Here is a 14,897-nt window from a genome sequence, read left to right as displayed (position 1 = left end):
GCGCGACTCCCATAATCGACTTCTCGACCTCGTTTCCTCAAACTCATTACGGAGTAATCCCGTCGCCGTCGTCCATTTTCAATAGAGCAAACAAGACAAACTTCTCGAACTCCTCCGCGATGGCCAGCCCTGGAAATCACAGGAGATTCAGCACCTTCTCCACGAAGAATTCGGTGTCGAATACCACCCAGATTACCTCGGCAAATTCCTTCGCGATCTTGGCTTGTCCTACGCAAAACCCCGCCCAAAGCGGCCGAACCGTCCAGAGAATCCAGACGAGATCCTCGAAGAGCGCGTCGATGACGCGCTCGACGAGGACGATGATGAACCTCACAACAAGCAGGGTGGTGATGGCGAAGACGGCTGGGTCGTCGACGAAGACGTCTGTACAGATGGCGGAACTGTCCTCGGCTTTCTCGACGCGTCACAGCCCCAGCCGTACGACAATTCGCGGCGTGTTTGGTACGTCGATGATCCACATATCGAACGTCCGCTGGTCAAGACCGAGGACTCTGCGATTGGGTTCTACGCACTCAACGGAGAGAGTCTGGTGCGGTTCACTGAAGACGAGACGAAAGAGCGGATTTGCGAGGTGTTAGAGGTGGTGCGCGAGCAGAATCCCGGCAAGCGGATTCTGCTCGTCTTGGACAAGCACGGATCCCACATCTGCGAGTACACGCGTAAGCGTGCGCATCAACTTGGGATCGACCTCGTGTTCCTCCCGTCAGGATCACCGCATCTCAACCCGATCGAGAAAGTCTGGGACCAGCTGAAGTGGACGATGTCGCCGATCATCGTCCAAGACGAAGCGGAGTTTCATGAACTCGTTAGAGATGTCTTCGAGCAAATAACACAACGAATTAGCTTTGCAAAGAAGTGGGCTGAGAAGTTCCTCAACTTCCAAAAGATATCTCGGTGATTAGTCTCGATCGGGCATGGTCGTTGGTACGCTCTCTACGGTGATAACGGTGGGTGTGCTGGTGTGTGAACCACCTCGGGGTCAAGCCCCGAGGCACTCGCCTTGCTCATCTATAGATGAACTGTCGTTTTCATGGACAGCATCATGCCTCTTTGAGATCGAATTCGTCGCGGAGATGCTCGACAGGGAAGACGTCGGTTAGACCCGCAGTGTCGATAGTGAACTGCTGGGGTGGTGTCTGTCTGCTGTAGGTATCTTCAACACGCTGGTTGCCGTCTTTGGGATCGTTGAGCGCGGCGAGGACATCGTGACCGTCCGAGCGGCTCATCACGACCCAGATGGCGTCCTCACAGCCGGTGGCAGCCATTTTGTCGAAGTCAGTTGGGACGGCCGACCCTTTGTCGTTATTGCTGCGTTCGGCCTCGACGGTGACGACGACCTCGCCGTCGGCATCGAGCCCGACGAGATCGAGGCGATGCCCGTCGTCGACCCCGTAGTACAGTCGCGTCTCGACGGCTGCCTCATCGTCGTTGTCGACGTACGCCGCTTCGAGATATCGGCGTGCGACCTCGACGGCGAAGATATGCTGGCTCGATTCGGTCAGATCACCGACGCCATCGCCGTGATCGAGCCCTGCACGATGGCTCTCGCCGATCACATCGCGGCCGTCGGCGGTCACCGAGTACAGCAGGTGGGGATGGGTGTCTCGGTGCATGAGATCGTTATCAGTGAGCTCTTTGACCGCCTCATTGTCGATGCCGAGATACTCTTTCAACCTGACCATACTATCACGAGCGATGTCATATTCGAGCGGGTCGTAGCGCTGCTGTTGGGCGTTGTGGACCGCCTGCAGGAAACACAGCTGGCGGTCGGTTTGTGCTGCGGCGGCGCGTTCCTCGGGCGTGAGCTTGAGATCGAGATCACAGATCGGCACGTCATCGCGATCGATCTCCGCGAGACTGTGACAGCACTCGATCGCCCGACGCATCCCATCGATGTCCGGACTGTGACGGCTCCGACACGCCGCACATCTGAGCGCGTGCATTTCCGGGATGTACTCGACACAGGTGGGCAGGCGCTCGGTGTACGGCAGTGCGCTGTCGAGGCGCGGGAGCTCCGCGTCGCCGTCGGCGGGTTGCTCGTCGGTCTCGGCGAGGCTTGGCTCCTTGATTTTCAGGCTGATGTCGCCAGCGCGCTCGGCCGCCGCTGGGCGCGCGTTCTGGTATGCCGCCAGTTCTTCGTCAGTCGCTGGGCGATCGCCGGCCGGATCGCCCGGCGGTGGCGATGCCGAGTGACCGAGAAACAGCTCCGGATCGTTCTTTTTGTGCGGCGATCGGGGTCTCAGCATCCACCGGCCGTCGTTGATCGCACGGAGTCGGCTGCCGACTTTCCGGAAATCCATATCATGGGTTGCGAGCCGTTTGGCGAGCCGCTCGTCGAGCGGAACGCCACCAATCATCAACGTTCCGATGTTGTTGAGCACTTCTTCCTGAACGTTCCGTTCGGTCCCCTCTCGACTGAACTGTTTGGGATACTGTGTCAAAAGCGTCAGCGAACAGTTGAATCCGCGGCCCTCGGCTAGCAGTTTGCCGAGCATATCGGAGGTCGCGATGGTCGAGGCCTCATCGAGATAGAGGTTGACGAGCGGCTGCTCGCTGATCAGTTCGCTCTCGCGCTTGCGCCGTTTGAGCGCCGTCCACAGCTCCGAGAGGACGACAAGCGTCAGGCCACGCTGGGCCTGTGGCCGCACCTCGCTGGTATCGATGATGATAAGCGCATCTTCGTCGAGATACTCACGGAGATCGAACGCGTCGTCGCGATCGTCCGGCGAATGACCGAAAATTCGTGCAAGCCGATCGTCGACGGTNTACTCACGGAGATCGAACGCGTCGTCGCGATCGTCCGGCGAATGACCGAAAATTCGTGCAAGCCGATCGTCGACGGTGATCTTCCCGATACGGGTAAACACACCTGACATGACGTTTTCGGATCCATCCGACGAATCCGCCACGATCCTCTCGAGCGAGTCTTCGAGTTTCTCGTCGCTGACCGCGGGTGCGGTCCGGTGTTCACTCACTCGTCTGGCGGCCTTGTACAGGTCGCGGTGAGAGAACGATTCGTTGCCGTGTACCGGGTCGAACAATGCTTTGAGGAGATATCGGATCACGTCGGGCGAGCGCGCGGCTCGGGCGAAGTTGTCGCCCTTCATAACCTGTCTGACGATATCGAGGTAGTGATCGATGGTGTTGTCGACGGCTGTCTGTCGCGGGATACCCGCATCGAGGGCGGGACGAATGTCGAAAAAGGAAAACGCAGGTAAGATCTCCGCGCAATCGAAGTAATACACATCATCGAGATCGCCGTGACGGATGAAGTGGGCCAACAAGTACTTGTCGACCGTGCCGCCGTCTTTCGGATCGATGAGGATATCGAGACCATCAGTCGCCTCGTGGTTGTCGAGAGCTCCGGTAACGAGGGCAGTCGATTTCCCGGCACCGGTGATACCACTCATGAGAATGTGTTGGGTTTGGACCGATGGCGGAACAGCGATCGGCGTCTCGGTGACGACGCCGTCCTGGGTTACTGGCCGTCCAAGGGTGAATCCGGGTGTTCGATAGATGGCGAGTCGGTCGTCGGGCGGGAGCGGCAAGACGGTCCGCTCACCGGGCGTCATATCGAGGGCGCGATTGCCTTCGGCGGTCACGGTCTCGCCGCCAAGCAAGCAGAAATACGGCACCTCTCGGGCGTCGGCCACGGTCCCCAGACTCCTGTTTTCCGTCCAGGGATCCAGCGTCAGTGTGCGATCGGTGTCCGGCGGATGCACACTCCGATTACGCATCGCCTCGAACACACGGCTGCCTGCTCGATAGCTAAATATCGTACTTTTGAGATGCGGCGAGAGGAATCGATCGTTATCGACGAACACGCTCCCCTCGATCGCGTAGGATCGACTCTTGATCGAGCCGAACGCCGAGGCGAGCTCTTCGGCGACTCGGCGAGCCGTTTCGGTGTCGTCCGATGGCGTGATCACTGCTGCACGGGTGGTGGTCTCGAACGAACGGTGGGATTCGCGCTCGCCGACTGCAGTCGATCGTCGTTGTTCGGCCTCGGTCATCTCGTGATCGGTCCCGTCGTCGGACGTGATATCGGCGATCGCTCGGTCGAAGAAGGTGTCACGACCCCGTTTCAGGTTCTCCTGTCGTCGGTCGGCCTGTCCGGTCCAGTCGTCTTTCGGTTCGAGCAAGGATTGATAGACGACCGTTGCGGACGTCGACGCCATCGTCTCGAGGACCCCTGCGAGCGGCAGATAGGCGAAGCTATCGTCGCCGCCGTCGTCTTTCGTTCCCCCGTCCGCTGGGTCAGGCGTGTCCAATCCCACCTGCCAGTCGTTGCGTCGCTCGGCGCGTGCGTGATACTCGACACCGGCGATATGAGGCTCGTCTCGCCGCGTGAACGACTCGTCGCTGGTCGCCCGGATCCCGTCCGGATCGCCGATCTCGGCGAGCGATAGCGACTCGATTCTGAGTTCGTAGGTATCGGGAAAGACACCCCGAAGCTCCCGTTTGAGCGTGCCGAGATCGCCGTTTTCGATGCCGAAATAGTACTCCACCCTCGTTACGGGACTGCCCCTCGAGACGAGGAGACATTCGATGGTTGCAGCGCCCGTGTCATCCGACGGCACCTGGAGCACCTCATGCAAGTGCCGCAGTTGACTTTCGACGGCGGTCCTGTCGAGGCCGTCCTCGCTCGGGTAAACTCTGATGTACTGCCGTGGTTGATCGGCAGTACTGCTGGTGTCGGTGGCGATACCTTCATCGAACTCGTTGCTGGCGTGTTCTGATTCGGTCATCGGTTTCGACGGTCGTGGGTTCGGGTCGGTCGGTTCATCGCCCTACACATTTACTACATTATGTGAATATATAAAGTTTATTATATAAATTAGACAATTATAACTCTATTTTAACTAAATTGAAGAAGTTGGAAATGTATATCATTGAACACAGCTGTGTCGGCGTCCGGTTCGTTGCGAACCGCCAGCCGACGGTCCATGGGTCGCCGCCACACCGACTGCAATGAGGCGGTTTGGGGTGACTGACGAGCGTCCGAGCCGTATCGAGTCGGCGGTGCGATCTCAGGGATCGCCGGCGGACATCGGGACGGCCGGATGGTCGTAGCGCGGGATCGTCGGGTACACCTTCATCTGCCTCCGGCGACAGCCGCGACGGGCAGAGCGGGAGTTCCCCTGCAAGCTCCATCCTAGGGCGGAGAAACTGACCCTGGATCGTCGGAGTGTGTGATCGTGAGCTGTGTCCCGTTGGGGCTGTTCGTTTCAGGGCGCGCTCCGATCTCGACGGTGCGATTGGTGTCAATCGGCCCGTCTGCTGACTGGCGATCGCTATTGCTGTCGCTGTCTGTCTCAGCGATCGGGCTGGCTGCGCCTCGGCCGTAGTGGGCCTCGATGAACCCGCGCCACCGGTCCAGTCGCGGCAGTGTCGCAAACACCTCGTCGACATCGATCGGCTGGGTGAACAGCTCATCGTCGTAGTCACAATCGAGGGCGCATACGATTCGATAGATTGTATCGTCCCAGCGAGTCGGCCGGGCGACCGCGTTGTCGTCACTTTCGGCCGTTCGTGGCGTGTCGCTCTCGGATATCGGCGACCACCACGGAATGGCCCACGCCTGCCATTTTCTGTGGCCGCCGTTGCCCGTGGCCTCAACCATCTCGAGTGCCGCCAGTTCGTCGATGTTGCGGTCATAGGACGCTGTAGAGATGCCTGCGCGGGCGGCGATCGTCGACCGCCCGAGCGGGTCGTCGGCGACGAGCAGCGTCTTGAGGACCGACTGCATCGTCGGCGGCAGCGAGGGGACGAGTCGCTCGGCGGGCAGCTGCGTGAGCCCATACGCGACGTCTGTGGGCGCAAGTGTCGCCGTCGGGTGGGCACGCGCCATCGCGAGCAACGCTTCGGCGAGTGCATACGGCGAACAGCGCCCCGGTTCCGTCCCGAGTGTTGCCGTGGCTAGGCGGATGATGTTGCGCCGGGCAGCGGGTTTGAGGGTGAACCCCTTCCGATCCGCTTGTCGGTCGAGTACTCCTCGGAGGGCGGCGTAGCTGTTGCCCTCGACGACCGGAATCTCGAAGCCGACACCGCGTCTGGTGCCCTTTTGGATGACCTCGCGAACGTCGCTTGCGTTCGTTGCGATGGCTGACTCGATATCCTCACGGAACGTGGTCGCGGTCGGCCCGGAGACCACCCATGAGGCGGTGAGTTCGGCCGTCGGGTCGTCGTCGAACGCGTAGCTCAGACGGTGTTTGAGCTTATCGACGCGCTGTTCGTACAGCAGTCGATAGGCAGAATGGACGCCGTAGACGGCGTTTTTCGGCACGGTATGTTTGAAGAAGTCACAGAACTCTTGATGGCGCTGTGTGCCCGCTCGGAGCGTGGCGGTGTCGGGGACACGGATGTGGATCGTGAGATCGATATCGCTGGCATGGTAGAGCTGGGTCGCCGATGCGAGCAGGCCGTGGGCGTCCCGACAGAGTTCGTTCCAGGCGTCGGTGTCGTCGCGATCGAGGGTACTCAGCCGTGCGAGGAGCCGGCGACGGACCGCACCGTAACGCTCGCGCAGGCCCTCGTAGTCGTGTTCGTCCTCGCTGAACCAGCCGACCTGTGCGCCGAGGCGAAGGACGTCGTCGATTGCACTGTCGAGTGTGCCATCGTACAGCGCGTCGAGATCATCGCCGACGGTGGCTGGTGTGAGTACCGTCTCGAACATCCGCTCGCTGAGTAAGGCGCTCGTGATCCGTACCAGGGTGGGGAGGGCCCCACCCCACTGGACGACGACCTGGGCGTGATCGTCGAAACAGCTGATGTAGCTCACTTCGCCGTCGTCGAACGGCTGGGTCGGATCGTCGACGACCGTGACGCCCGCACAGCGTTGTCCGGCACGGAGGCGTTCGTGCATGGTCCACGCGTCGAGACGATTGTCGGGCCCGTCGAGCCACTGCACGTAGCCGTTCTCGTCGGCTCTGTCGGTGTCTGCGAGCCACTCTTCGGCGGTGGGTGCGCTCTCAGGGACCGCCGACGCCGACGACGAGTGGGAAGGAGTGGCCGGGGCTGTGTCGTCGGTGTGGTCGGCGGCGGTGCTGTCGTCGGTCGTGGTGGGGGACTCCTCGTCACGGTCGGCACGACACACTACACTTGTTGGGTCGTGATGGGTGCGCGTACGATCGCTTGCGAACCGGGATTGATCGGGATGGTGGGGCCGTCCGTCAGGCCCGAGCAGCGCTGTGGCCGCTGTGCCGGTTTCGGTGAGTGTGACGTGGTTTGACGTCGGCCGGCTGTCGATCGCGACGAGGTTGTGGTCGTCGGCGAGTTCGCGGACGTACCGATCGATCGTGCCGTCTGCAAGTGCGAGTTCCGGGTCGGCTTTGAGCTCGCGGACTGTGCGATCGCTGTCGGACGACAGTGCTTCGAGGATCGTGAGTCGACCGCCGTCGGGATCGAACTGAGAGACCGTTGCCCATGCCTCGTTGCGTGTCCGTTCGCTCGTCGCACCGGGGACTGTTTGCCCCCACCCATCCCGTGAGCGAGTAAGATCGAGATGCTCGTCACACCACTCGGGATGATGGCGGTCGAGATGCTGTCTGAGGCGTGGCGAACAGACGAGGTGCAGTTCACAGACCTCGCTGAATAGTGCGATCGTATCGAGTGCGCGGGCGGCGGTGCGCTCATCGGCGACGGCCGTCCACGCTGGCCCGTCGAGGACGAGTACGACCGTGGGCTGGGGACGGGCTTGTTGAAGAAGGGGGACGACTGTCTCCTCCACCATGTCGAGCCCGGAGTTCACCGCATCCCGGCCGGTGCCGACGGTGGTAAGGTCGGTTTTGAGCGCATCGTACTTTTTCTGTTCGTGCTCGTTGAGCCTGTTGGGATCGTGGTCACTGTAGCGCAGCGTGTATCGCGTGATCGCTTCGGGGTAGCTACTGCGCCATGTCCCGACGTCGTACTGCTGGTGGAGTACTTCGCGGGCGAACAGTCGTGGGCGCTCGTCGCGCAGGATTCGTGGATCGTAGGCGTGTGCGAGCTCGCGGACCGTCCGGACGGCCGTCGGGAGCAACGCCTCCTGCAGGTCGGGCAGCCACTCGCTGGCGCGTGGTCCCACCGAACGGACGGTGGGCGGTGCTGATGAGCGGTGGCTGGGGCTCCTGCCGGGCGCGACGAGCGAGACGCCCACCGGTCAGCGGCCGTCGTCGGGGCCGCTGTAATCGAGTACGGCCGCGGGGCCCTCGTCGGCGGTGAAGACGAGGCGGTGGCTCTGGGTCGCGGCGTCACCCCGCAGTGTCAGTCGGCCGGCGACGACGATCTCGTATGCACCCGTGGTGGGCGTAGTGATCGTGCCGTGCTCGGACAGACAGCGCGAACAGTGGATCGTGGTGGTGGTCCAGCGGGCCTCGTCGGTGAAGCGATGGGCCCGCAGTGCGACGGTGCTTCCCTCGCCGGTCGAGCACTGACACGATGCACACTGCGCGAATGAGCCGGTGCCGATCGCCGTGCCCGACAGTGCCTGCTGTGGGGTGGTCGAGATGGTCGTGATGACGTGGTCGGCGTTGCGGGCCGTCATCGTAGACACCCCGACAGCGTCGTGCCCGTCGTCTCCTCGTGGACGAGTGGGTCGGTACGCTCACAGCATTGGTACTCGTCGGCCTCGAACGCACTGCTATCGCCGGAGGACTGGCTCGTGATCGTGAGATCGTAGGTATCGCAGTGGTACTGCAGGGTCACTGGCTGCCCCTCCGACTGGATGGCGTCTGGAGCGCCAGTCCGTCGTTTGAGATTGTATCGATACGTCGGTCGCTGCCGCTGGATTCAATAGCGGCGGGTTCGCATTGTGACATGCTTCTCTCCTGAGAAGCGCGGGTCAGCGTCCTAGCGCTGGCCCGAAGACTTTCTTCAGGCGATCCGCGCTTCTTAGCTGCGTCTATACTCTCCGCTCACTTCAATGTATGCATTATGCACGCTATACTGCACGCAATGATGAACATTAATACGACCGCGTCACCTATTTGCCAATAGAATGGCAACGAGTACAACAGACGTGGCCGAACTGAATCGGATTGATCGTGCCATCCTACAAATGCTCGCTGAAGGACGCGCCACCCAAGGGTATCTGATTGACGCAACACCGCACACGCGCAGTCAAATCCAGCGCCGACTCGAAGCGCTTCATATGGGCGAATATATAGAGAAAATACATGATGGGACTGCCTTGTACGAGATAACGCAAAAAGGCCAGAATGAAGTGACCGATCACTCCACGACCCACAGCTGAAACGCGGACTCAGATTTGTACTGTTTCAATCAGTGTGCTGTTGCAGTGCTTTCTCATAGGTTGTCTCGGCCCGGATGGCGACTGATTCCCAGTCGTACTCGGCTGCACGCTCTTGTGGGTTTGAGATCGGCCGCTCGCCAGCGAGTGCTTCTCCAAGCGCCGTGGCAAGCGCGGCTCTCTCGGGCTGGACCAGCATTCCAGCATCGCCGAGGACTTCGCTCGCGGCGGATTCGGGGTGGTCGGCGGCGATCACAGTACAGTCGGCGGCCATTGCCTCGGCACAGGTGATCCCGAAGCCCTCGCGAGTCGACGGCGAGGCGAACACGCGTGCTCCACGCATATATCCGAGAACGTGATCGTATTCGTCCAAGAACCCGAGAAAGTCGATCCGGTCCGCATGATCCAGCCGTTGGGCCTGCTGCTGGAGCCGCTCGGCTTCCGGTCCGTCACCGATGATCCCAAGCGTTGCGTCGGTGCGATCGGCCACCGCATCGAACGCATCGAGCAGTAGCGCGACGTTTTTGTCTTCGATCAACCGGCCGGCGAACAGGATATCGTAGGAAGCGTAGCCGTGAGCTTCGGGCAGCGGTGCGGACTGGATGCGCTCAATGTCGATCCCGTTTGGAACCACATCGATGGACTCTCGCGAGGGACCGATCTCGGCGAGGCGGTCAGCGGTGATCCCCGAGACGGCGATCGGTTGCTGGGGGAGGCGGGCAGTGACGTATTCGATCGCCTTGCCGAAGGGAGCCGCGCCGCCGAGGTACGACTCCCAGTAATCGCGCCAGACCTCGTGCCACGTCGTCACCAGCGGTGTGTTGGTGCCGAGCGCCGCGAGCTTTGAAGCGAGCACCGGGAAGTACGGAAAGACGGAGGCGACCACGAGATCGTGGTCGTTTGCGGCGAGCCGTTGGTGGAGCGGGCGCGCGAGTCGGGCGGCGAAGTCGATCGCCTCGGTGATCGAGCGCCGATCGTCGGTGTAGAGGTCGGCCGCGGGCGCGACCGCACGGAGGGTAAGACCCTCATGGGTGATTTCGTCGGGACCGTCCCAGAACTGGCGACCGTAGACGGTGACCTCGTGGCCGTCGGCAGCGAGTCGGGTGCCGATCTCGTGGATGCGCTTTTGCGCACCGCCTTTGACGAACGGATGCACGACGTTCGAGACGAACGCGATTCTCACGCGGCTGTATCCGCAGGACAGCGGTAATCGTTTTTCGATCCGGCCCGTACAGCGTGTCAGAAACGAGTGTCGGATGTCGGATCGCGTCCGATTCAGTCGGACCGATCGCGTCGGCGTCACGGTCTTCGATGATCGCCGCCGCGACGTCGCGGACGCGCTGTTGGTGGGCGGCCGAGGTGTTCGCGTTCTGGGCGGCAACGAGCTGGGCGTCGACGATCGCGTTCTGCTGTGAATCCACACCTCGGATGAATTGATTCGATGTACGACTCACGTTTGATCGCCTCAATGCGTTGTCTCCGATCGCCATCGTATTCCCGTAGGGCATACGTATGCGCTGCACCTTCCCTTGGACGGTGAACGCGGATATCTTCCTGACGACCGTGAAACAAAGACACTAAGACGCCCTCCGGAGTTCGTTCGGTAATGAGTGAGTGGGAGCACGTGATTCTGTTGTCGGCCGACGCGCTGCGTGCGGATCATCTCTCCTGCTATGGCTACCAGCGGACGACCTCGCCCGTACTTGACGACCTCGCGGCGGAGTCGCTTCGATTCACCCGCGCCTACAGCGCGAGTTCGCACACGCGCGAGGCAGTACCGGCGCTACTCACCGGCGAGTATCCGGATGTCGCCGTCGACGAAAACTATCGGCTCGCCACCGAGACAGTCGCGACGACGCTTTCGGAGGAAGGGTTTGCGACCGGAGGGTTCCATTCGAACCCGTTCGTCTCCCGGGCGTACGGTTTCGATCGCGGGTTCGATACGTTCGACGACGACCTCCACCTCGGCCAGCACCGGCTCGTGGCACTCGCCCAGCGGGCGCTCGACAAGCTCCGGAATCGCCACTACGCTCGTGCCACGGAGATCAACGAGCGGTCGCTCGACTGGATCGACTCGCTTGCGGAGGGCCAGCCGTTCTTCCTGTGGAACCACTATATGGACACTCACGGTCCGTACGAGCCACCCGCCGAGTACGCCCGGACGTATCTCGATCGGCCGGTGTCCGATAAGGATGCACAGTCGCTCTACCAGCGGGCGATAGCGGACCCGGACTCGATCACCGACGACGAGCGCGAGCAGTTGATCGACCTCTACGACGCCGAGATTCGGTACAATGACGCGCAGATCGGGGCGTTTCTCGATGCGCTCCGCGAGCGCGATGTGCTGGAGCGCTCGCTGGTGATCGTGACGGCCGACCACGGCGACGCTTTCGGCGAGCACGGCTACTACGAACATCCACGCTACCTCCACGAAGAGTTGACGCACGTGCCACTGTTGGTGCGCCCGCCCGGCGGAACCGGTGAGGTGGTGTCGACGCCGGTGAGCACGCTCGACATCGTGGCAACGATCGAGGACGAACTGGAGATGGAGATACCGTCGGAGCGGGCATCGTTGCTCGATCCGCCCGCTGGCGAGCGGTCGGTGTTCCAGCAGGCGCGTAGGGAGGACGAGGATGCTCATCTGCGACGGTACGCCCTCCGGGCCGAGACGGGGAGCTGTTTCTGCGAGCGGGACCGACAAACCGATGCGGTTGAGTTTGTCGGGGCAACCGAGCGCTCGCTGCGCAGCGCACTCGATTCGCACGTCGAACGTCGGATTCGACGCGAGAACGGGACACAGAGCGAAGCGAGTGCAACGGCCGACGACGAGATCGAACGGCGACTGAGTGCATTAGGGTATAAGGAGTAGCCGATGCGGATCGCCATGCTCCAAGACGACTGGTGGCCGCGGACGGGCGGTGGACCAGTCCACGTCAAGGAACTCTCGATCACACTCGCGGAGGAGTTCGATCACTCTATCGACATCTACACGCGGGCGTTAGTCAAGGATGGGGTCTCTCATACGGGTATACAAACATTTGCAGACGGTGCTGTTCGACTTCACCGTCTTAAACCCTCAACGGAATATTGGAACGCCAGAGGTCGCATTGCATCGATGGGAGCGCCGATTCCGCATCTTCTCTCGGAGGATTTCGATATCGTCCACGGACATACGTTTCTCCCGGCGGTTCCGACAAGAGCGGCGGGCGCACTCACTGACGCCGCGACCGTCTTTACGGTTCATGGGACTGCGCTCACCTCCGGGACTGGTCGTGATGAGTCAGCACTTGCTCCAATCAAACGCCAAATCGAACGGCAGTTCGTGCTCGGATTCGATTACGACAACGTCATCTCGGTCAACACTGAGCATATCGGTTTGTTGAACGAGCATCACACAGATGTGTCGTGTGTCCCGAACGGCGTTGATATCGACCGGTTCGATGTCGAGACCGAACAACGCGACGAAATTCTCTTCCTCGGTCGTCTCGCACCCAAAAAGCGAGTCAGTGATCTCATCGAAGCGTACGAGCAAGTGAGCGACGAGTTCCCGGAAACAGATCTCGTAATCGTCGGCTCCGGACCGAAGCGAAGCGAATTGGATGACCTCGTTGAAACACTTGGGGTCAGTGACCGCGTTCGTTTCGAGGGACGCGTATCGGACGAGGCGATACCTCGCTACTATCGCTGGGCACGACTGTTCGTCCTGCCATCAGTCTGGGAGGGGCATCCACTGACGTTGTTGGAGGCGTGGGCAGCCGAAACGCCAGTGGTGGCGAGTGATGTCGAAGGCATCACGGAGTTCGTCGAGCATGGAGAGACGGGCCATCTCGTTCCATCCAAATCTCCGGACGAACTCGCGGACGGTCTTCGATACGCCCTCTCGAATCCCGCCACCGCAGAACAGTGGGCGACAAATGCTCACGACCTCGTTGAGAGGGATTACTCTTGGGAAGGTGTCGCAGAACGCACTAATCGAATCTACGAGCAAATCATCTTTGGTTCGTCGGACGGGTAGCCGCGGGAGCACTTACTCCATGTAACCGAGATCCGAAAGCCGATCTTCGACACTGGATGAATCTTCACCAGATTGTTCGTTGGCGTACTCATCACACCTCTCGTCCCAGTTCTCTCGCTCAACTATTTCTTTTTTATCGAGAAGGACCTCGCCATCGGTGTTAGCATCTACCGGGATGCCCAGCGCTGCTGCAACAGTCGGTGCGATATCGTAGATCTCGGCCTGTCCATCGACATTGAGTGGCCTATTCGAGAGGAGAATCCCTTCTGGTTTGTGATTCTTGTGGGGGTACCGTCTGAACATATCGAGAATCGACCCACTGACATCGTACCGATAGTCCCGCGGGAACAGCGCGATGTCGGGTGCATCTTCGAGATGTTCGCCTTCGTATACATTTTCCCGAGGACGTACTGCATCGAAGACCAATTCTCCGTTCGGATCACGTACATGTTCGAGCTTCTCGATAAGTCCCGCCCGCACCTCCTCGTATTCTTCCTGTGGTATCGTCCCCGCGGGATCGCGGTCCTCGACGTTCAGGTGGATGCCGAGGCTGTTGAAATAGAGTTGGAACGCTGTCGAGTTCGGATAGTCGACGACTTGGTTCTGAGCGGCGACGAGAGCATCTTCCGGCAGAAGACGCTCAACGACATCCGCAAGTCCGACTCTAGAGAGACCGTGGTGGATTCGTTGTGGTGAGAGTCCTGCTGCCGAGGCGGTCGAGGCAGCAGTTTCGATAGCTGTTTCGAGGACGCTACCTTCTGTCGAGTCTTTGTCCGTCCCTTTCAGACCGTCTTTTGCTTGGCGGAAATACTGGGTGTCTCCTGTCGTTGTCTCACAGTAGCCGTTTTCCGCCAGCCACGAATTCGCATAGAACGTCCAGTCGTAGTCGCCCATGCCGTGATCGGACGCGATCAAAACGGTGGCATCGTCATCACCGAGATCGATAATATCGCCGACGAATTCGTCGATGTTTTCGAGAACACGTCGGATTTCGTCGCGGTCATCGAGATCATGGAAGACGGAGTCCGTCACCTGAAACTGAACAGCCATCAGATCCCAGTCGTAGCGCTCATCGAGAAAACGCGCCATATCACGACGGCATCGGGCGACATCGACGTACTCCGCTACCGCATCGTCATCCGTTCCATAATCGGGGTAGATCCGATACTCGCCGTGTTCGTTTTCGTACTCCTCTCGGAGATGTTCTGGGTAGAAGGAGGCGTCTTCGCGGGCGAGATAGCCGGGCACTACCGCGCCGTTGTCGAGTCGTGAAGCGGGGTGTGTCACCGGATAGTTGACCACGAGTGATGTGCGATCGTGGGCGTCCGCTGCCTCGAACAGATATGGTGCATCGACATCGGGACGTTCGATGAGGCGCTTGTCGTAGCCATCTCGGGTGAAGAAGTCGAACACGCCGTGCTTGCCGGGGTTTTGGCCGCTGAGGAGCGATGGCCAGGCGCAGGGCGTCCATGGTGGGTGAGTGCTGGCAAGATTTCTCGCACTTCCTATATTCTCGATTTGGCTTATATTTGATAAAGATCCATCACTAATCCATGGATCAATTTCTGACCAATCAAGCCCATCCAAACCAATAAGGAGTGTACGGTCATCAGACATATTATCGAGGCCGCG

General features: G+C 60.5%; 9 protein-coding genes and 1 pseudogene. 5 read left to right on the top strand and 5 right to left on the bottom strand.

Annotated features, from left to right (window positions below):
- Positions 1–88: 88 nt before the first annotated feature.
- Positions 89–919: pseudogene (locus tag C450_RS20900) on the top strand (IS630 family transposase); the annotation flags it as partial.
- A 4,257-nt stretch (positions 920–5,176) separates the two neighbouring features.
- On the opposite strand, the gene C450_RS11795 reads toward C450_RS20900, so the two are convergent.
- The 3 genes from C450_RS11795 to C450_RS22430 form a co-directional block, all read right to left on the bottom strand.
- Positions 5,177–8,086 (bottom strand): hypothetical protein, encoded by a 2,910-nt coding sequence (locus C450_RS11795; RefSeq protein ID WP_005043669.1) that lies wholly within the window; start codon positions 8,084–8,086, stop codon positions 5,177–5,179.
- Positions 8,087–8,161: 75 nt separating this feature from the next.
- Positions 8,162–8,545, bottom strand: coding sequence for a hypothetical protein (locus C450_RS11790; protein ID WP_005043667.1), 384 nt, complete (start codon positions 8,543–8,545; stop codon positions 8,162–8,164).
- Positions 8,542–8,706, bottom strand: coding sequence for a hypothetical protein (locus C450_RS22430; protein ID WP_169317821.1), 165 nt, complete (start codon positions 8,704–8,706; stop codon positions 8,542–8,544). Before C450_RS22430 ends, C450_RS11790 begins: the two co-directional genes overlap by 4 nt.
- Positions 8,707–8,998: 292 nt before the next feature.
- Between C450_RS22430 and C450_RS11785 the strand changes: the two genes are divergently transcribed.
- Positions 8,999–9,253 (top strand): hypothetical protein, encoded by a 255-nt coding sequence (locus tag C450_RS11785; protein WP_049910156.1) that lies wholly within the window; start codon positions 8,999–9,001, stop codon positions 9,251–9,253.
- 25 nt (positions 9,254–9,278) lie between these two features.
- Here C450_RS11785 and C450_RS11780 read toward each other — a convergent pair whose 3' ends face one another.
- Positions 9,279–10,433, bottom strand: a complete 1,155-nt coding sequence (locus tag C450_RS11780; RefSeq protein WP_005043663.1) for a glycosyltransferase family 4 protein — start codon at positions 10,431–10,433, stop codon at positions 9,279–9,281.
- Positions 10,434–10,506: 73 nt separating this feature from the next.
- Between C450_RS11780 and C450_RS22115 the strand changes: the two genes are divergently transcribed.
- The 3 genes from C450_RS22115 (at position 10,507) to C450_RS11770 (ending at position 13,265) form a co-directional block, all read left to right on the top strand.
- Positions 10,507–10,665, top strand: a complete 159-nt coding sequence (locus C450_RS22115) for a hypothetical protein (RefSeq protein ID WP_161606960.1) — start codon at positions 10,507–10,509, stop codon at positions 10,663–10,665.
- A 191-nt stretch (positions 10,666–10,856) separates the two neighbouring features.
- Positions 10,857–12,119, top strand: a complete 1,263-nt coding sequence (locus C450_RS11775) for a sulfatase (protein WP_005043662.1) — start codon at positions 10,857–10,859, stop codon at positions 12,117–12,119.
- 3 nt (positions 12,120–12,122) lie between these two features.
- The gene (locus tag C450_RS11770) at positions 12,123–13,265 is read left to right on the top strand and encodes a glycosyltransferase (RefSeq protein WP_049910155.1); all 1,143 of its coding nucleotides are present in this window, start codon (positions 12,123–12,125) and stop codon (positions 13,263–13,265) included.
- A 12-nt stretch (positions 13,266–13,277) separates the two neighbouring features.
- On the opposite strand, the gene C450_RS11765 is transcribed toward C450_RS11770, so the two are convergent.
- On the bottom strand, positions 13,278–14,882 hold the full coding sequence (locus C450_RS11765) for an alkaline phosphatase family protein (RefSeq protein ID WP_080510303.1): 1,605 nt from the start codon (positions 14,880–14,882) through the stop codon (positions 13,278–13,280).
- Positions 14,883–14,897: the final 15 nt, after the last annotated feature.

Source organism: Halococcus salifodinae DSM 8989, from assembly GCF_000336935.1.
GTDB lineage: Archaea > Halobacteriota > Halobacteria > Halobacteriales > Halococcaceae > Halococcus > Halococcus salifodinae.
The sequence above is the reverse complement of the archived record's forward strand: the minus strand, read 5'-3'. Positions and strand labels throughout refer to the sequence as shown.